At 51.2% G+C, this 18,828-nt stretch carries 15 protein-coding genes and 1 pseudogene; 10 read left to right on the top strand and 6 right to left on the bottom strand.

Features of this window, described 5'->3' with window-relative positions:
- The first annotated feature begins 469 nt into the window (after positions 1-469).
- The 3 genes from Q4E40_RS17340 (at position 470) to Q4E40_RS17330 (ending at position 6,101) form a co-directional block, all read left to right on the top strand.
- The gene (locus Q4E40_RS17340; protein ID WP_303413935.1) at positions 470-2,356 is read left to right on the top strand and encodes a gamma-glutamyltransferase family protein; all 1,887 of its coding nucleotides are present in this window, start codon (positions 470-472) and stop codon (positions 2,354-2,356) included.
- Positions 2,357-2,618: 262 nt separating this feature from the next.
- Positions 2,619-4,148 carry a DUF5723 family protein gene (locus Q4E40_RS17335; protein WP_303413933.1) on the top strand — a complete coding sequence of 510 codons (1,530 nt, stop codon included), beginning with the start codon at positions 2,619-2,621 and terminating at the stop codon, positions 4,146-4,148.
- A gap of 618 nt (positions 4,149-4,766) precedes the next feature.
- Positions 4,767-6,101 carry a serine hydrolase domain-containing protein gene (locus tag Q4E40_RS17330; protein WP_303413931.1) on the top strand — a complete coding sequence of 445 codons (1,335 nt, stop codon included), beginning with the start codon at positions 4,767-4,769 and terminating at the stop codon, positions 6,099-6,101.
- Here Q4E40_RS17330 and Q4E40_RS17325 read toward each other — a convergent pair.
- Positions 6,091-6,984 (bottom strand): endonuclease/exonuclease/phosphatase family protein, encoded by an 894-nt coding sequence (locus Q4E40_RS17325; protein ID WP_303413930.1) that lies wholly within the window; start codon positions 6,982-6,984, stop codon positions 6,091-6,093. The genes Q4E40_RS17330 and Q4E40_RS17325 overlap by 11 nt on opposite strands.
- A gap of 88 nt (positions 6,985-7,072) precedes the next feature.
- Here Q4E40_RS17325 and Q4E40_RS17320 point away from each other — a divergent pair.
- Positions 7,073-7,768: pseudogene (locus Q4E40_RS17320) on the top strand (SIMPL domain-containing protein).
- 195 nt (positions 7,769-7,963) lie between these two features.
- On the opposite strand, the gene Q4E40_RS17315 reads toward Q4E40_RS17320, so the two are convergent.
- Together Q4E40_RS17315 and Q4E40_RS17310 are read right to left on the bottom strand one after the other, a co-directional pair.
- Complete coding sequence (locus Q4E40_RS17315) at positions 7,964-8,632, bottom strand: NAD(P)H-binding protein (RefSeq protein WP_303413929.1); 669 nt, start codon at positions 8,630-8,632, stop codon at positions 7,964-7,966.
- Between the two features lie 50 nt (positions 8,633-8,682).
- On the bottom strand, positions 8,683-9,513 hold the full coding sequence (locus Q4E40_RS17310) for an SDR family NAD(P)-dependent oxidoreductase (protein WP_303413928.1): 831 nt from the start codon (positions 9,511-9,513) through the stop codon (positions 8,683-8,685).
- Positions 9,514-10,291: 778 nt separating this feature from the next.
- On the opposite strand from Q4E40_RS17310, the gene Q4E40_RS17305 reads away from it, so the two are divergent.
- Together Q4E40_RS17305 and Q4E40_RS17300 are read left to right on the top strand one after the other, a co-directional pair.
- Positions 10,292-10,975 carry an OmpA family protein gene (locus Q4E40_RS17305; RefSeq protein ID WP_303413926.1) on the top strand — a complete coding sequence of 228 codons (684 nt, stop codon included), beginning with the start codon at positions 10,292-10,294 and terminating at the stop codon, positions 10,973-10,975.
- Between the two features lie 101 nt (positions 10,976-11,076).
- Complete coding sequence (locus Q4E40_RS17300) at positions 11,077-12,069, top strand: PRC and DUF2382 domain-containing protein (protein WP_303413924.1); 993 nt, start codon at positions 11,077-11,079, stop codon at positions 12,067-12,069.
- Between the two features lie 80 nt (positions 12,070-12,149).
- On the opposite strand, the gene Q4E40_RS17295 is transcribed toward Q4E40_RS17300, so the two are convergent.
- Entirely contained in the window at positions 12,150-12,827 is a 678-nt protein-coding gene (locus tag Q4E40_RS17295; protein ID WP_303413923.1) for a hypothetical protein, read from the bottom strand.
- A gap of 189 nt (positions 12,828-13,016) precedes the next feature.
- Between Q4E40_RS17295 and Q4E40_RS17290 the strand changes: the two genes are divergently transcribed.
- The 3 genes from Q4E40_RS17290 (at position 13,017) to Q4E40_RS17280 (ending at position 15,737) form a co-directional block, all read left to right on the top strand.
- Entirely contained in the window at positions 13,017-13,322 is a 306-nt protein-coding gene (locus Q4E40_RS17290; protein ID WP_303413922.1) for a hypothetical protein, read from the top strand.
- Positions 13,323-13,591: 269 nt separating this feature from the next.
- A complete protein-coding gene (locus Q4E40_RS17285; RefSeq protein ID WP_303413921.1) occupies positions 13,592-14,395 on the top strand; it encodes a hypothetical protein in 804 nt (267 codons plus the stop codon).
- Between the two features lie 532 nt (positions 14,396-14,927).
- Positions 14,928-15,737 carry a hypothetical protein gene (locus Q4E40_RS17280; protein WP_303413920.1) on the top strand — a complete coding sequence of 270 codons (810 nt, stop codon included), beginning with the start codon at positions 14,928-14,930 and terminating at the stop codon, positions 15,735-15,737.
- 175 nt (positions 15,738-15,912) lie between these two features.
- On the opposite strand, the gene Q4E40_RS17275 is transcribed toward Q4E40_RS17280, so the two are convergent.
- Complete coding sequence (locus Q4E40_RS17275; protein ID WP_303413918.1) at positions 15,913-16,440, bottom strand: YcxB family protein; 528 nt, start codon at positions 16,438-16,440, stop codon at positions 15,913-15,915.
- A gap of 229 nt (positions 16,441-16,669) precedes the next feature.
- On the opposite strand from Q4E40_RS17275, the gene Q4E40_RS17270 reads away from it, so the two are divergent.
- Complete coding sequence (locus tag Q4E40_RS17270; RefSeq protein ID WP_303413916.1) at positions 16,670-17,593, top strand: DUF2167 domain-containing protein; 924 nt, start codon at positions 16,670-16,672, stop codon at positions 17,591-17,593.
- 138 nt (positions 17,594-17,731) lie between these two features.
- Here the strand turns inward: Q4E40_RS17270 and Q4E40_RS17265 are convergent, their stop codons facing one another.
- Positions 17,732-18,808 carry a hypothetical protein gene (locus Q4E40_RS17265; RefSeq protein ID WP_303413915.1) on the bottom strand — a complete coding sequence of 359 codons (1,077 nt, stop codon included), beginning with the start codon at positions 18,806-18,808 and terminating at the stop codon, positions 17,732-17,734.
- Between the last annotated feature and the right edge of the window lie 20 nt (positions 18,809-18,828).

Here is an 18,828-nt window from a genome sequence, read left to right as displayed (position 1 = left end):
TGCTTTTTAATGCGTTTAGAATAAAAAAGAGTCCGCCGGTAGGGGGACTCTTTACTAGTGAAAAACAACAGCCTGTTTTTACCATAAAAATCCCGCCTGCTTCCAGCGATAGAAGTAGTAATAGTAAAAAGAATATGAGCTGTTTAATGTCATGATCATGTTATTACATAAAAAAAGCCTCCGATCGGGAGGCCTCTGATTTATAGCTGTTTATCAACCTATAGCATCGCCACCCTTATTTACATAAAGTAAAATAGTAATAGCTATAATAGGCGATATGAGTTTGTGCGATGTTCATTTCTGTGGGCTAATATCTGATATAATCCTTACAATCAAAAAATTATAGCCGGAAATATTTTTAAAGGTAATTTTTTTACCGTAGTCCATCTGGAAAACAGGACAAATGATGCCGGCCCCATGGGTCTCCTCTGAGAAAATTCACTAAATTGATCTCCTAAAACCTAAACGAATGAAACGACTCCTATCCCTTTGTCTGCTGGCCTTGCCCCTGTTCCCGGCAGCGGCGCAGCAGACCCAGAAGCCGGTGCTGCACGGCAAGAACTGGGTAGCCATTACAGGCAAACCGCTCGCTGCCACCGCCGGCGCCATGACCTTCCAGAAGGGCGGCAATGCCGTGGATGCGGCCTGTACCATGCTGGCGGCCACCTGCACTATGTGGGACGTGCTGAGCTGGGGCGGCGAAACGCAGGCGCTCATCTACAACCCAAAGACCAAAAAGGTAATCGCCCTCAATGCCCTGGGCGTAGCCCCTACCGGCGCTACTGCCAAATTCTTCAAAGACAAAGGCTATAATTTTCCGCCTGAAAACGGACCGCTGGCTGCTACCACACCCGGTACCCCGGGCGGACTGATGCACATGCTGGCCAATTACGGCACCCTGAGTCTGGAAGAGGTGCTTGCCCCTGCCATGGAAATGGCTGCCGGCTACCCGATCGAGGCGCAGACGGCCAACAGCATCGAGAAGAACAAGGCACTCATCAAGCAGTGGCCTTACAGCAAAAAGGTATTCCTGACGCATTTGGGCGAAGAACGCGAAGCGCCGGCAGCAGGCGAGATCTTCGTACAAAAGGACCTGCTGCAGACGCTCACCAAACTTGTGGAGACTGAAAGAGCAGCTCTTAAGCAAGGCAAAAGCCGGAAGGAGGCGATCATGGCCGCTTACGATCGTTTCTACAAAGGGGATATTGCCGAGGAGTTCGTGCGCGGCTCCAAAGAACAGGGTGGCCTGATCACCATGCAGGACCTGGCCAGGTGGAAGCCGATCGAGGAAGAGCCGATGATAGTGAATTACAAAGGCGTTGAGGTATACAAGATGCAGCAGTGGACGCAGGGCCCTGCCATGCTGCAGGCCCTCAACATCCTCGAGAACTTCGACCTGAAAGGCATGGGCTATAACAGCCCCCGCTACATTCATACCGTCTACCAGGCCATGAGCCTTTCCTTCGCCGACCGCGACTTCTATTACGGGGACCCTTATTTCAAACCGGAAGAGCCGATGAAAGGCCTGCTCAGCAAGGACTACGCCAGGCAACGGGCCAGCCTGATCCGCCAGGACAAAAACGACGCGACCATTGGACCCGGTGACCCCTACCCTTTTGAGGGCCGCAAGAACCCCTACCTGAAAATGCTGAAGAAAAGAGGCTACGAACCGGACACCGTGCGCCGCAACTTTGCCCCTACACACGACCAGCGCACCGGCTTATTGCAGGAAGAGGCCGAATACCAGGACCGGCTGTGGCGCGGCACCACCACCATCGAGGCGGCAGACAAAGAGGGATGGATCGTTTCCATCACACCGAGCGGGGGCTGGCTTCCGGCTACTATAGCGGGCAACACAGGCATCGGTATGAGCCAGCGCATGCAGAGTTTCGTGCTCGATGCGGAGCTCAATCCTTTTAATGTAGTGGAGCCGGGCAAGCGTCCGCGGGTAACCCTCACGCCTTCCATGGCGCTGAAAGACGGACGCCCCTACCTGTCCTTTGCGGTGCAGGGCGGCGATACGCAGGAGCAAAACCTGCTGCAGTTCTTCCTCAATGTGGTGGAGTTTGATATGAACGTGCAGAAAGCAGCCGAGGCGGCCAACTTCAACACCAACCAGCTCTGGCTCTCGCTCGGCGGTACCAAGACCGACGACCGCAAACCGAAGCACGGCCATATCCTGCTCAACGAAAGCACACCGGACTCGGTGCGCAACGAACTGAAGAAGATGGGCTATACTCTGAGTTTCGGCGACCGCACCAGCGGGCCGATCAACGCCATTTTCTTCGACTGGAAACACGGCAGCTTCTGGGGTGGCTCCAGCAACCACGGCGAAGACTACGGCATCGCCTGGTAAGGTATAGCGACTGCCTACTTATCTTCAAAGCCCCTTCCAAAAGAAGGGGCTTTTTTTGGCCAAATACCCACAACTAGGTATTGGCACAACTAATCCGGATTACTACCTTTGACGCCACTATATATGCCTAATCTAATTTATTTTATGATCTTTTATTGCAACCACCAGTTGCCTTAATTGATCAGCCTTGCTTGCACACGTCTCTTCATACTATGCTATACAAACCTGACACTTACCATCTCATCACCCTTATACACAACACATGACCCGAAACTTTTACGCATTGAAGATTGCCCTCGGCCTCTGCCTGCTCGCCATAACAATGCTGCCTGAAACAGCACAGGCACAACAGCTAGGTATAGCCAACAGCAATTATGCCGGCACCAACAGCCTCTATACCAACCCATCAGCTATTGCTGACTCACGCTATAAGTTCTACCTGAGCCTGTTCTCAGCTGAATTTGGCGCTACAAACAACTACCTGCGCTACGATGCACCGATGTCGCTTTTAAAGCTGGCTCGTCAGGGTAAGGAGTTTAAGAGCGAGTACATCCAGGAAAATCTAAACGGCAAGCAGAAGCTCGTGATGGCCGGTGCAGATTTCAGGGGTCCTGCGCTGATGCTGCAGCTAAGCCCGCTGCACAGCATTGCGGTAACAACCCGTGTACGTGCCGCTGCGCAAGCAAACAATCTGTCAGAGGAAGTGGCACGCCTGTATAAAGTAGCGGATGGCGAAGACGACAGCTACCTCTACAAACCGTATACCGGCAACAACATGAATCTGAATGCTAATGTGTTTTCGGAGTTTGGACTGAGCTACGCCCGAGTGGTGCTAGAGCAGGGGCCGCACTTTGTAAAGGCAGGTATAACCCTTAAGCGCCTCAACGGCGGCTCAGCCGCTTTCCTGAATCTGGAAGACACCGACCTGCAAGCCGAGGAAAGAATGGTGGAAGGCTCGGACGAAGCAGACTATGTAGTGAAACTGGATAAAGTGCATGCCCGCTACGGTTATGCCGCCATGCCAGCGTTTGATGCGGCTGAGAGCGGCGACCTGCTCGGTTTGTTGCTGGGAAGCAAAAGCGCTGGCAGCGGATGGGGCGCTGACATGGGCTTCACGTACGAGTACCGTACCAACAACACGGATTACCAAATCACGCGCAATGAACAACAGCTCACCGACCGGGAACAAAACAAGTACAAATACCGTGTGGCTGTTTCCCTGATGGATATTGGTAGCATCAACTACAATAACCCGGATCTGGTTTGGGCCTATGATGTGAAGCGAACCAACAAAGAAGTGAACCTCTCTGAAATAGGAGATGCTGAGACAACAGAGGACATGCTGGACTACCTGAACGGTCAGCTGGATGTGAGCGAAAACGAAAAGCAGACTTCTTTCCGCGCTGCCTTGCCTACTGCCCTGAACATCAATATAGATTACCGCCTGACGCGCCATCTCTATGCCAATGCCACTTTGACCCAGGGTGTACGTGGCCGCAATACAATTGGCATGCGTCAGAACTCACTGTTTGCCATTACTCCACGCGCTGAGTTCAAAAAGTTCGAGCTAGCGATGCCGGTGGCCTTGCAAAACAACTACTCGGTGCTGACGGTGGGTGCCATGGTACGTTTCATGAACTTTTACATCGGCTCCGATAACATCGGGGGCGCCCTTAACCTGGGCAAGCCCTACGGCGCCAATGCCTATATTGGCGTGTCGTTGCTGCCTATCCTACAGCGCAACCCAAAAGAGAGGAAATCGGCCCCTGCTACCGTCCAGCAGCCGAGCTAAGAACATCAGCATCTTATACCTTAAACCCCGTAGCCAAATTGGTACGGGGTTTTTTATTTACTGCTATCTTAATGAGCTGGTAGTACTCCCAATCCATAAATGTTCAATTGTATTTAACCCTAAAACTGATTTTTTTCAAGGCTACCAATATTTAAACATATAAAGATAATCCTACACATCAATTACTTCATTTATATATAGTCAGATCATTATTGAGGAGTGTAAGATAGGATCCCCAGTTCCAGATTGGCTTTGGAGATTTTATTGCAATCAGGCAGTTAAAAGCTAAATTTTCAATAATCAGACTCAGGTATACGCATCTTCATTTATGAATTAAAATCAAATCAACCGAAGCTTGTTGCTCAAGGCTGATGATTAAATTCACATATCAAACGTATTTTCAGTGGACTAACTCCATTGGAAAAGTGCAATTACGGTTTACAACATTTTTTGTTTCAGAAAAAAAGACAATTTAAATTAGCATCAGGATCATAGCATTTGCGCTGTCAGATCCTTGCTCCCATACCTGCACTATGAAAATCGGCTCAGCCCGGGTTCGTATTTCTTCCCAGTTGCGCTGCTTTAATGAATCTTTAGTACCTATTACCATTTTACAGGATGCACAGAAGGTTGTGTGTCGTATTGCTTCTGTTTTGCATCATCGCATGCCAGGCCGGAATCAAGCGACCTACAAATTCACAGATCAAACTACTGAAGGCGGGCTTTTTCACTTCATATATTTTCCCCGAGAGCACTTCGACGAAGCCCGTTGCCGCTACTACAGGGGGCGTAGTATCTCTCTCACCTGCCACTTCGCAACTTAGCAGTAGCGGAATCTCTGGGGGTGGCACCGAAAGCACAGTAACGGAACGTGGCATCTATTACAACGTGGTAGCGGCGGACGGAACCGTCGTACAGCAACAGGCAATCCCGGGGTCTGCTTACAGTGGTTTTGACGAGGCGCTCGACCATATCATGCAGCGCTACAACGTACCAGCTATGGCTGTCTCCATCACCCGAAATGGGGAGCCGGTTTTTGTCAGAAGCTATGGCCATGCTGACAAAGAAAAAGAAGAACTCGTGAGCGACCAGAGCCTGTTCCGGATTGCCAGCCTTTCCAAGCCCATCACCAGCGCCGGCATTCTCAAACTGGTACACGATGGGAAGCTTACGCTGGCAGACAAGGTTTTTGGTCCGGAGGGCATTCTCGCTGACGATTTTCCGGAGCCAGCTACTGACCCGAACATAGCACAGATCACCGTATACCATCTGCTCACGCACACTGCTGGCTGGTCCAGCGACGGAGCCGATCCAATGCTGGTCAAAGATTCTGTTACAGCCCGGGAAATCATAACTGATCAATTGCTAAACGGGGTCCTGGAGCACCAGCCCGGCTCCACCATGGCATACTCTAACCTGGGGTACAGCATTTTGGGCCGCATAATCGAAAAAGTGACAGGCAAAACGTACGAAGGTTTTATACAGGAAGAGATACTGCACCCGGCGAAGGTTTTCGGAATGCGGATAGCGGGCGACTCCGTAGAAGAACAGGCTTCGAAAGAGGTGAAATACTACCAGCAGCAATACGACCCCTACTCGTATAACATGGCACGTATGGATGCGCACGGCGGCTGGCTGGCAAGCACAGGCGACCTGATGCGCTTCATGGCCCTGATCGATCGCAATCCGGCTATACCTGATCTGATTGAGGACAACCTGCTGCAGGCCACTTATTTCGGTGGCGACACCTGGACCCACTATGGTTCCCTGCCCGGCACCACGGCCGTGCTATCCAGGGTCAACGACGAGTATAGCTTTGTCGTACTGGCCAACACCCGCTACAATCGCTCGCCTAACCGGATTGCAGATGAGGTAAGCGATGCCCTCAGGCAGAATATACTCTCTATGGAGAACTGGCCTAGCGGTGCGGAGCAACTGGCTGCTAACGACTAACAGGAGCTGCCGGAAGCTCAAACACCGCCAGCACGGGCCGATGGTCAGAGGCATAGCTTTCAGGCACCACCTGGTGCGACAGAACTTTCAGAATGGACGTGCGCGAAAAGACGATGTAATCGATGATGCGGTCCGGTGTGTCCTGCGGGAAGGTCGGTTCGCAATCGGTCTGGCAGGTGCGCTGGAACACCCGGTCGAGCGCCGCGATGGCGGGGCTGTCCGGAAAATCGTTGAAGTCGCCGGCCAGGATGAAGGGCACCTCATCAGCGGCGGCAATGGTGTTGATGGTTTGTACCTGCTGCAGCCGGTTGGCACTGCTCAGCACATCGAGGTGGGTGCTGCCGAAACGGATACGCTGCCCATTTGGTATTTGCACGGTGGCAAACGCTACGACTCGATCCTCTGCTTTCGGTTCGGCCTCCTCGGGGAGCGGCACTTTCCGGGCGTCAGTCAGCGGATAGCGCGACAGGATCGCCACGCCATACTCTCCTCCCCCAAAATCAATGGCCCTTGCAAAGTAGAAGTGCATCCCGAGCATCTTGGCCAGTGCTTCGGCCTGGTTGACATTTCCTGAACGTCCAATGTTCACATCCACCTCCTGTAAAGCCACCAGATCAACTGCTTCTTTTCTGATCACTGCCGCAATCGCTTCCAGGTCGATCACACCTTTTTTACTCGGTGGATTGGCGTGGTGAATGTTATAGCTCATGACGCGCAATTGCGTCTGGGCGGTTTCCGGTTGGCCATTCCCTATACCTTGCCGTGCAACAGGTGCGCAGGTTGTCAGCAGGAAGAGGCAGCCTAGTAAGAGAAGAATTGGGTTGAAATCGCTCATAGTTTCAGGTATAGCTTCGTAAATATAGTCATCTGCTGTTAAATGCATAACCTGCTTATCCCTTGTTTCCAGGTATAGCCTATCCCCAAAGGTCAATCCCGGCATATCGCATGGAAACTGTCAAAATATTCCACTTATGCTATATATTAGAGCTTTATTTCATCTAAGCTATACCTGCGCTATGAAACGCAAACTACAGATTACGGGCCGCGGCAAGCTTTCCGTTTCACCCGACATCATGATCCTTTCTTTCAGTGCCGTGGCGCAGGAATGGGAATATGACAAAACCGTTGATTCGCTCAACGCCAAAGTGGAAGACCTGCGCAGCCTCGTCGAAGCACAAGGTATAGCCCGGAGCAGTCTCAAGACAAAGGATTTTGGCGTGCGCAAAGAATCGAAGTGGAACCGCAAGACCGAAAAGTCGTAGTTTAATGGCTACAGTGCCACGCACCGCCTGGAGTTAGAGCTACCGCTCGAGAAAGCACTTATCAATACCCTGCTAGGCCAGGTTGCCAAAAAGCTTGACAACCTGGATTTCAGCATTTCCTTTGGTGTGAAAGACGCCAGCGGGCACCAGCAGCAATTGATCCTGCAGGCCATCGCCAAAGCCAAAGAAAATGCAGCGCTCATTACTGAAGCCACCGGTGTGGAGCTTCGCGAAATCCTCGATATCGACTATTCTTACCGTGAACTCACCATCCGGTCGCAGCACTACGACTACCCGGTATATGACAGCGAGGTGCTGATGGAGGCTTCCGCCCCTGCCCCCGACTTCGAACCCGATGACATTGACGTGTCCGAAACTGTAACGATCACCTGGCGGATCGGGTAAGCTACTCAGTAAAGCAAGCGCTATACCTGAGAGGTCCATACCTGTGGTGAACAGCCCGGTCAACGACCGGATACTAAACAAATGTGCCAGAACCCTAGATGAGTTCTGGCACATTTGTTTTATACCTTGCCCCACCCTTCCAGGCACGAACGATGACGCTCACCCCATGGGCTTTTACAAAAGTAGCGGCATTCACTACCGGCTCAAATGCTCTCTTTCCGCCAGCTTGAAGATTTCGCCCAAGGTATAGGTATGCACGCCGGGCTGGGCGGCTATACCTGCGTTGATCATGGCCTGCGCTACCACCTTGTCTTCGTAGGGTTTGTACTTGCCCGCTATACCTAGTTTATCCAGAAAGTGCATCACTTTATAGGCCACCTCCTCGCCGGTGCGGCTCTCTTTGCGGTCGCCGTGCAGCAGGCCGGGCTGGATGATGTTAATACTCTGGAAATCGAGCTTTTTCACGTTCTCCTCCAGCGTACCTTTCATGCGCGAGTAGAAGATCATGGAATCCTTGTTGGCCCCTGACGAGGAAACCAGCACATAGGCCGGCACCCCGTTCTGGGCGGCAGCTTCGGCGAACTTGTACTGGTAGTGGTAGTCTACCTTGTACTGCCCGTTCTGCCCGCCGGCCTGCTTAAGGGTGGTGCCCAGCGTGGAGAAGAGCACATCACCCTTCACCAGGTGCTGCCATGCTTCCGGCTGGTCAAAGTCGATCAGGTGTTCTTCCAGTTTGGTGTTGGCTATACCCAGGGAGCGTCTGCCAAACACGATCACTTTACTGAAGCGTTCATCTGCCAGAAGTTGTTGTACCAGTTGCGTGCCCACCAGGCCGGTTGCGCCAATTACGAGTGCTGTTTTCATAGGATGGTTTCTTTATCGGTTCATATTCATTTCTATACCTGCTCGACGCGCTATTGTTTTCCAGTCCCGGTCAGTTGCAGGGATGCCTCCCATAGTTTAGCGGCCATTTCCGGGCTGACCTGCGGATTCCGGCGGCCGGGTCTGCGTTTGTAATAGTATTCCCCGTCCTGCCAATCTTTGCCGGGCAAGGTGCTGATCAGCCAAAGCAGTGTGTCGGCTCCTTGCTCAGGAGAGATCATCAAGAAACGCCCCAGCAAACCTTCATACGCCCACCTGATCAGGCCGCCCCCTTCCCGCGCAAAACCTGTACCGACCACACCCGGATGAAACGAAGCCGCCCAGACGCCCTTAAAGCGCCTGCTGATTTCCATAGCATGCAGGATGTTCATGAGCTTTGCGGCCCCGTAGGCCGACATGCTTTTGTAGTTCTTCTTGTTTTCAAGGTCGTCAAATTTAACGCGTCCCATCAGATTGGCTGCGCTGGAGGTATTGATCACGATCGCCTTGGAGGACTCGAGACGTTCCTGCAGCAGCAGCGTGAGCAGAAAGCCTGACAAATGGTTGACCTGCAAGGTGGTTTCGTGGCCGTCTTCGGTCAGACGCCTATCTGCAATAATGCCGCCCACGTTGTTGACCAGCACGTCGATGCGGGGGTATTTTGCCAGCAGATCCCGGGCAAATGCACGCACCTCCGCAAAGCGGGTATAGTCCACCAGGTAATAGTCGCAGCCGATCTCTTCCGCCAGTTTTTCGGTTTCGCCGGAGCGGCCCGTTATCACGACCTGTGCTCCCTGCTGGCGCAGGGTTCTGGCCGCCGCTGCGCCTATACCGGAACTGCCGCCCGTAATGATGATGGTTTTGCCACTGAGGTCTGCCCGCATACTGGTGTATCTTTACAAATTAAAAAGCCTGGACAAAACTGTCATTGTCTTGCTGTAGCTGTCAGGTATAGAAGTTCTGATGCGGACTTATACGATCGATTTGGCATTTGCGCTAAGTGGCGATGGGGTGCTTGCGGATGTTGTTCGTAATAATACATCCATCCTCTTATAGGGAAGATGCGGGTGTTTACGTTTGTTGGCTTTTCATTTATAAAGTCGGGTTTCTCGCAATAGCACTTCGCATTTACAGCCCTGCAGTACCCTAAGGAGACAGTTTGGATAAGGAACTTTTCCAGCACCTAGACAAAAGTGCCAAAAGCTCTTAAACTGCTCTTTCGGACATCCATGTCCAGAAGCCTTATCAAGGGTTCCACCCCCACTGTTAGAGATGTCCACATCCCCGTGCGTTTATGTAATGATCAGGTATATGGGACAAGGATGTCCCCGGCAGAAATACTTTCTGACATGGATGTCCTAAAGAGCAATCTTAGAGAAATACTCTCGGACCTGGATGTGTGAAAGAGCGGCCTTAAAGCCGTCAACCAGGTAGCCCGAACAAGTATCCTGAGCGTTCATCATGTAATGCAGGTTTGGAGCACTTCAGGAGACCAGCGGCAGTGAATCGCTCACACTTAAATTAGATTTTTTTAAGCTAGCAAATTAATATATAGAACTAAGTCAGCAGGCAAGTCGTAATCTTTCTATTGCGTATTAGTTTTATCAAAGCTGGCGCAATGCTGATCTAAATCTTTTTTAACAAAATAAAACGACTGAAAAAATGGCTGAATTAAACGTTGAACCAAAACAAAATAAACCCTGGTGGTTGTGGCTGCTGCTAGCTATTCTGGCCTTGCTGGCAATTATATTTTTACTCCGCGGATGTGACGACGAAAACGATGTTGACCGTGACATGGACACCGATACTACAACGGCCACTACCGCTGCCACAACTGCTGGAGCTACCACCGGCGGGACAACCGGCGCCATGGACACAGACCGCGGCACAGCAACTGACGCTGACTGGAATGACATCGACCGCAACGTACCGGTTGCTACCTACCAGGAGATCACTGACAAGGACGTAACGGTGCGTGGAAATGATGACTATGCCATTTATAGCCTCGACGAGACGATCCTGTTCGATACCGATTCGAAGGAGATACGCTCCGGAGCAGCACCTAAGTTAAAGCAGGTGGCACAGTCGCTGAACCAGCGCTACAACGACGGGCAGATACGCGTCTATGGCTATACCGACTCCCGGGCCAGCAAAAATTACAACGAGCAGTTGGCCGAAGAACGTGCGGAGGCCGTGCGTAACTGGCTGACACAAAACGGCAACATCAGTGCCGCCCGCATTACGGTGCATGCTGTCGGAGAAGCCGACCCGACTGCCTCCAACCAAACGTCTGAGGGACGTCAGCAGAACAGACGCGTGGAGATCGTGGCACGACGCGGAAACTAGGCTTCGGTTCACTACAGAAAAGCAAGGTATACGTGCGCCACAATCACGCGTATAACTAAGTAACGCGAAGCCAACTTATTAATTATTAACCAATTACTACGATGAACATAAACGAAAATTATAATGATAGAAACCGTCTGCAGGAGTTGGGCGGCAGTGATTTCCAGATAGCAGAAGGAGAGCCTAACATCAAGGGCTGGACTGTGAAGGACCCGCAAGGGAACACCATCGGCGAAGTGGAAGAACTCCTGTTTGATCCGCAGACCCGCAAGGTGCGCTACATCGTACTGGACCTCGAAGGTAACTACTTTGACCTGGATCCGCGCCATGTGCTTATACCTATTGGGGTGGCTGAGTTACAGGATTCTGACGATGATGTGATCTTACCAAATATTACCGCTGATCAACTGCAGGCCCTACCGGTTTACGAGAAAGGCAGCCTGACACGCGATACAGAAATGTCGGTGCGTAACGTATTTGGAGGTATGGGAGCAGCTGGTGCTGGTGCCGCTGCTGCTGTGGCAAGCCGGGACACCCGCGATACGGAAGATTTCTACAACGACCCTGCCTACGACGAAGACAAGTTTTACCGCAATAGGCCTTCTACAACCGGCACACAGGAAGGCGACAAAACGATCCCGATCATCAAAGAGGATCTGAATGTAGGTAAACGGGAAGTGGAAACGGGTGCTACCAACATCCGGACCCGCATTGTTGAACGACCTGTAGAAGAGCACATTAAACTGCGCGAGGAGCATGTGGATGTGGAGCGCAGACCGGTTAACCGTCCTGCGACGGAAGCCGACATGGCAAATGCCAAGGAAGGTGAGCTCAACATCACGGAGCGTGCCGAAGAGGCCGTGGTCAACAAAGAAGCTCGTGTGGTGGAAGAGATAAACCTGCGCAAGGAGGTAACCGAGCACGACGAGACCATCCGGGACACCGTCCGTAACACGGAGGTGGACATAGACAAACTGGACCCGAATGATCCGCGCCGGAAGAACGTAGATCCGAATGCTCCGCGTAGGCCAACTGATCCAAATGAGCCCAATAACACGCGCCTCCGGGAAGACCCGACTGATCCGCGTCCGTAATTAAATCGCATAAAAAATCCCCCTCGCTTTAACGAGGGGGATTTTTTATGTGTAGTTGCGTGCTTTCAAAACCTTGCTGACTACAAACTGCTCACATCACTCTCCAGTTGTAGCAGGATATTCTTAAGCGACTCCTCCCCCATGCGGCTGGCCTCCAGTTCAAACTGATCCAGGTATAGCCAGGTAAATTTCTTCGACGACTTCCAGAGGTTGCGCAAAGGCTCCTGTGTGTTCTTTACCTGTTGCTCGCCACTGGCTACCACGGCACCGTTTTCGAGCAATTGGTAGTGCAGCACCAGGTCGGTCGGGCGCGGCGTAATGGATTCCTCACCCGATGTGATGTGCGCAAAGACCAGGAAAATGACATTGCCCTTGTTCACGTACATAAACTGGCCGGGCGTCTGCCGGATATCGACCACCAACTGTTTGCCAGCCAGCCTATCCTGTAAGCTGAGCTTGTCCGCCGCCTGGTACATACCGCGACGTACAGAGGCTGCCACCATGGCCGGATCGAGCTCGCAGGAGATGGTAGAGTTCCAGCCCCAGTATACCAGCGCAGGTATAAATGAGCGCTCCAGCTGTTTGAACTGATGGCCCGTATGTTCGGTGGCAGGTGCATTCACCACCAGCGCTTCTAGCTGTGGCAGTGCTGTCTGCTCTATCTGCACCCGTTGCTCCACAAACGAAGCGTATTTCTTGGTGCCCATGCAGCTCGTCAGGGCCAGGGCTGCCACCAGCAACCAGCTAAAATTTTTCATAAGAAAAGTTAATTGAGAAATACCCGCTGTGTGTACGCCCGGCCTGTTTCATCCCAAACAAAGGTATAGCCAGCGAATAATCAACAAATATAGCACTTTAACCATAATGCCAAAACAAGTCCGTATACCTGCTGTTATTTTTCTTACCTTAGGTATCATTTCATATCAGCAACCCTCTACCCTTTTCTGATGGCACAAGTATCTATCCAAGACTTTGACTGGAACCGCGACTATTACGCCTATGTGTGCATCGGCGGTTATGAATGCTACAGCGGGCGTTTCCGTGCCTGGAAACTCTACAGCCTCACCAGCGACGCCGTAAAAACCCTGAGCCAGCGACCGGAAGAAGTGCACGCGCTTTTCGAAACACAGGAAGAGCTCGAAGCCTACATCAAAGCGCTGTACGAGCAGCCGGCAACGGACACCGAAGAAATAAAGCTGAACAAGATCGGCAGGGAAGGCGGCGATCAGCTGATCATCAGCTCGATACTGTAAGCTATACCTGCCTGCAAGCTGTACCTTAGAGGATGGGGCTATACCTGAGAGGATCGTGCTATTCCTTCCATGGAAGACATACCCAGACCTGTCCTTTCGACGGAAGGAGAAATCTGGATTAAATTCCCGACCTCGTCGATATAAGGGTGCAAACGGTGAATGATAATGCTGGGTATCGGCACCAGATTTCTGAACATTCCAGGTGGCGGTTGGTTAAGTATTTTTCTTTTGCGTAAAGAGAATTTTCCTGAAATAACGCTCTCCGGACAATGAAAAATATCAAGACGCTTGCCATCCTGAACGCCGTGTTTTTCCTGCTGCACCTGGTGCCTTCGCAACTCACGCAGCTGGAGCTTTTCAATAGCCAGACCATCGGTGAGGTGTCGGCCAAGTACCCGGCACTTTTCACGCCGGCGGGCATCACCTTCGCTATCTGGGGCATCATCTACCTGGCACTTTCCGTCTTCTGTATTTACCACCTTGTCAAAGCGTTTAAGGAACCCGCCCTGCACGAGGCCAACGCGGACCTGAAGCGACTCGGCTTTCTCTTCATGCTCAACAACCTGGCCACCGGCGCCTGGACCATCGCCTGGGTACACGAGCGCCTGGTGCTTTCGGTGGTGCTGATCCTGATCCAACTGGTTACTTTGCTGCTGATTCACCTGCGGTTGGGATTTTTTGACAGGAGCCGCTCGGCAGCTTCCATCTGGTTTACACAGGTGCCGCTGAGCTTATATTTGGGCTGGATCATCATCGCCACGGTCGCCAACATCAGTTCTGCTTTGGTAGGTTTGGGCTGGGATGGCTTTGGGTTGAGCGCAGGACTCTGGACGATGAGCATGATCGTAGCGGCTACTCTGATCGTGGTGTTTGTGGTCTTTAGTCGATCCAACCCTATGGTCGGCCTGGTCGGTGTGTGGGCGCTTTATGGCATCATCCTCAAACACCACGAGCTGAATGCAATGGAGAGTCCGCAAATCATTACGACAGCCTGGATCTGTTTGGCGGCAATAGGGTTGGTGGCGCTGCTGGTATTTTTCAGGTATAGGAAAGCGCTGCAGGTGCAGGTATAGCCAGCCTATACCTGACAGATCCTATACCTGACAGATTTGGTAGCCACTTCAGCAACTGCCAAGCAGCTGAATTTACGTGTCCTCAAGTACTGATGAACTAAAAAGCGCTAAGCTACTTTAGTCGATCATCAGCTCGATAACAAAATAAGCGACTGAGCCTACCAGTAGCAGTGCAAGTGCAGTATTCGGTGTCATAGGCGATCACAATTATTGGTGAAACATAGAACCAATGCGGTCCCTCTACTATAGCTAACCAACTAGTTTACAGAAAGTTTGGGAGGATAATACACCATTTTTCAATTTCGACCAGCTTTCCATTTCGGCGATAGGAGAAATCTGAATTCCTATACCTGCTGCGTAAACCTTGCTCCCCCCTCACAAATAATTAAAATTAGCTAGCCACCCTTCCTGACCTTCTAATTTTCCTTACCTTAAGCCTCTGAATTAAGGTATACAGGTGCCAGACCTGGCTGAAGAAAAAACCGCTCGTAACAGACACTGCAGCATTACAAGCCTGCAGACTGATAAAAAAATGAAACGATTCCTCTGCTTTTCCTTGCTACTGTTTACATTGTCTTGCACCGCGCCTAAGAACCTCTCTCTACCAGCCCGTCCGGCAGCTGCTTTGTCGGGGGCAGCCTTTTACCAGCAAGCAGCCGCCTATACCTGGCAGCAGCGCGATTCGCTGGCCGTGCGGGAAATCCTCAGTGGCAATGTGCCGGACTTCCTTCGAAAATTTGTGGCTATACCTGTTTCCGCTGTAACCGCCGAAGGCAAAACAATACAGGCCACCTTCTATGCCAGTCCGGATTATGTGAGCGTCGGTCACAACGCCGATTGGGCCCGCATCCCCCTCACTCCCACGGCCGCACAGCAAATGGCCGACAGCCTGGGTTGCTTTCTGCCTACCCGCAAAATGGTAGACGCCATTTATATGCAAGCCACCGTGAAGTTGGAGCCGCTCCCGCTCTACGCCCTCCGGGACAGCACCCCTACATTCTACCACCACCACCTCATGATCGAAGGGCAGCGCCAGGGACGAAAGGGACTTATTGCCGGCATCAAGAAAGATGTGGTGATCAGTAGCAAAGTGAGCCAGGACACACGCCCCAACCGGGTGGCCATTTACGGCTGGCACCGCCCAAGCGGCAAACCCATCCAGCCGCTCTATACCGGGCACATTAACTGGTATGTCGACTACAGCCATGGCATCCGGCTTATTCACCGGAAGCTGAAGGTTAACGGCAAGTGGATGGATTATACCCAGGTGCTGCAGGACCCCGAACTCCGGCAGCTGCTTTGCGATGAAGAATTGTGCGATTTTACAGCTTATCCTTACTAAGCAGTAAACGCTCTACAGAATCATCTTTAAAACCTCGGACTGAATGAGGCGGAAAGCCAGCAGTTTATCTTAACGGATTGGTTCTTTTTCTCCAGGTAGGTTAGATGGTAGTGCTGGGTTTTTCAGGTATAGGAAAAGCAGTGCGGCAGTGGGCCCTCTAATTCAATTCTCAACTTTAGTCTTTTCTGAGTTTATGCTTCAGATCTGGTTGAGAGGCTATCAAGGTTCTTATGGCAAGAACCTGCTCTTTTGAATCGAATGATTTTTTGGGTACCAGGTTGGCAGCTACGTTATTCTGGTAGAAAACAAAGTATGCTTTCGTCTCCACAATTTTGTATAAGCCAGACCAGTTAAGCTCCGACTCAAAAGTCTTTCCTTTCAGGTGAACACCTGCATCAGAAAAGGTATAAGCAATAGGTTCGTGCACGGCATTGGTCGTCTTGTAGACGCGATTGCTCTGCGCGTAAACAGACCAACAGACAAGACCCATTAAAGCGGACATAATGAACATGGGCATCAGCTGCTCAAACGGCCTGGACTGTTCGTAGTCTGTCAGGAGGATCAGGAAAAAGCCCAACAGGGACATCAGCGCTACAAAACCAGAAAATGCAAAGAACACCTTGACAAATAGCTTACTAAAAAAGTGGCTGAAATTGAATTTCAGAAAATCCTGCTGCGAAAGTTGGGTGTCTACCTGTACCATGTTTTAGAAATCAACTTCCTAATATAGTAGTTTTAAAATAATTAGGAAATGTCCCTATTGCCATATTGATTTATTTTTTACTTTTAGCCAGCAAACCACCACCCTCTTTTTTATCACCAGCCTCCCCTTTTGGAAGGGCTCTGGTCGCCGATCCTGATGCAGCACTGCGGCACCAGCATTTCTTACCTTGTGCCCAAAGCCGCATTACTCAACCTTTTTAATATTTTTTATGAAACAAGTTTACTTTACCATTGCGCTCTTCCTGAGTGCGCTCACTTCTTTTGCCCAGACAGAGACAGAGGTCGATTCGGCTCAGCTCCAGATACAGGAGATCGAAGCGTCGCTCACCTACCAGTATGGCGAAATCACGCTGGGAAATGGCCTGGCCAAGATCACGGTACCGAAAGGCTTCAAGTACCTCGACCCTAAGCAGTCGGAGTTTGTGTTGACGGAGCTGTGGGGGAACCCGGCATCTGGTTCTACACTGGGCATGCTCCTGCCAGAAGACAAAGGCGTGCTTGATGCCAGCACCTGGGTGTTCGACATTGAGTTCGATGAGATCGGCTATGTGAAAGACGCTGATGCCAACGAGATCGACTATACCGAGCTCCTGACCACCATGCAGGAAGAGACGCTGGAAGGCAACACTGAGCGTCAGGCCAACGGTTACGATGCCATCCAGCTAATCGGATGGGCTTCCAACCCCTATTACGACAACGACAAAAAGATCCTGCACTGGGCTAAGGAGCTCCGGTTCGGTGAGATGGAAAGCCATACGCTGAATTACAACGTCCGCATACTGGGCCGCAAGGGCGTACTGATGCTCAACGCGATCGCCAACATGGAAGACTTGCCGGCCGTGAAGGCGAACATCCCGTTGATTACGAGCAGCGTGAACTTCGAGCAGGGACACAGCTACTTCGACTTCGACCCGAACGTGGACGAAGTGGCCGCCTGGACGCTGAGCGGCTTGGTAGCCGGAAAGGTGCTCACCAAGGTAGGTTTCTTCGCCGTGTTGCTTAAATTCTGGAAGGTGATCGCGGTAGCAATTGCTGCCGGTGGCGGTACCCTATGGAAGTGGTTCAAAGGCAGACGCGAAGAAGAACAAACAGTATATGTGCAGGAAAAGGAAGACGAGAAAGTAACGAACTAGTCCGCCAATCCCCTGAAATGACAAAGCCCTAACACAGGTTGTGTTAGGGCTTTTTTGATAGTATGTTATGAAAACAGGTACATACCTGGTTCCATATCGACTGAATAAAACTATCCAGAACGGTGGATGTTAATCGGATTACCGAAAAGTATATTTGTAAAACATGGTTTCGGAAGGCTCCCCCCGGATGGAGGTTTTAACTTCATGGGTGAGCAGTCCCTCCTTGTTGTAATAACAGCGCGAGATCGTTCCACCTGCTCCACCTGTGTGGCGTTCTCTTTTGGCCGTCGCTCTCCCATCCGCATCACGTTCATAGGTTATTTCTGTATTGTATTCATTCGCCAGTATCAGCTGCCCCTTGCCGTTGTATTGGTACGTCATTGTAGGCTCCAGCCTGCCTGTTGTCTGACGCGCCAGTTCATCCAACACCGTGCTGTACCCGTGTTTGGAGAACATGAAGCGCTGCTTACCCGGGTTCTTTTCCATGAAAGCATACAGCTCATACTCGTAGTCCACGTTTCCGTGTTCTATCACTTTGCCATCTTCTATTTTTGTATACCTATACCTTGGCTCCGACATTCCTTTTGGCGAGAAGGTAAGGTGATCCTGTCGCAGGACATTAGGGTCACCGTCTAGCAAGTAGGCTCTGGTAAGATCACGTAACTGACCTTGTGTCCCATAAAGGTTGCGCTGCTCGGTATAGGTCGTATCATGCTGCTCCCAGGTGCGCAACTCGTACTCCTGGTGCCATTCCTGCTTAACATGACTCCAGGTATATTTACCGGATGTCTCTTTGCCGTCTGACTCGTGTAGCATTCTTTCTGAATAAACCCAGTCAATGCCCTCCCTGCCGGATCGGTCTTTTGAAGTGCCTGGTTTTATTTCGTAAGAAATAGTTGAAATGACCTTCCCTTCCGCATCATACGCCGTATCCAGTCTTCTGCTGATGCGGTCGTTATGGGATGTCTCTTTCCGGATGACCCTTCCCTCATCGTCCAGGAGTAAGTACAACGACAAGTAGCGCGGGTAGACAAGTTTGCGTTCGTAAAACTGCTCCCGCTCCACATGCACTTCCTTTACCCCTTTCTCTCTGTACAGCTCGTCTAGGACAACCCCATATACCGGGTCAATTTCTGATATCGTGCTACCAGATTGTGTGCAGGCTGTGAACTGAAAAGAAAACAGCACAAGAAGGTAAGCGGGTTTAATGGTCATGGTGTGAAATAGTAAGCAGG

This window comes from Pontibacter coccineus, assembly GCF_030546575.1.
GTDB classification, from domain to species: domain Bacteria; phylum Bacteroidota; class Bacteroidia; order Cytophagales; family Hymenobacteraceae; genus Pontibacter; species Pontibacter coccineus.
The sequence above is the reverse complement of the archived record's forward strand: the minus strand, read 5'-3'. Positions and strand labels throughout refer to the sequence as shown.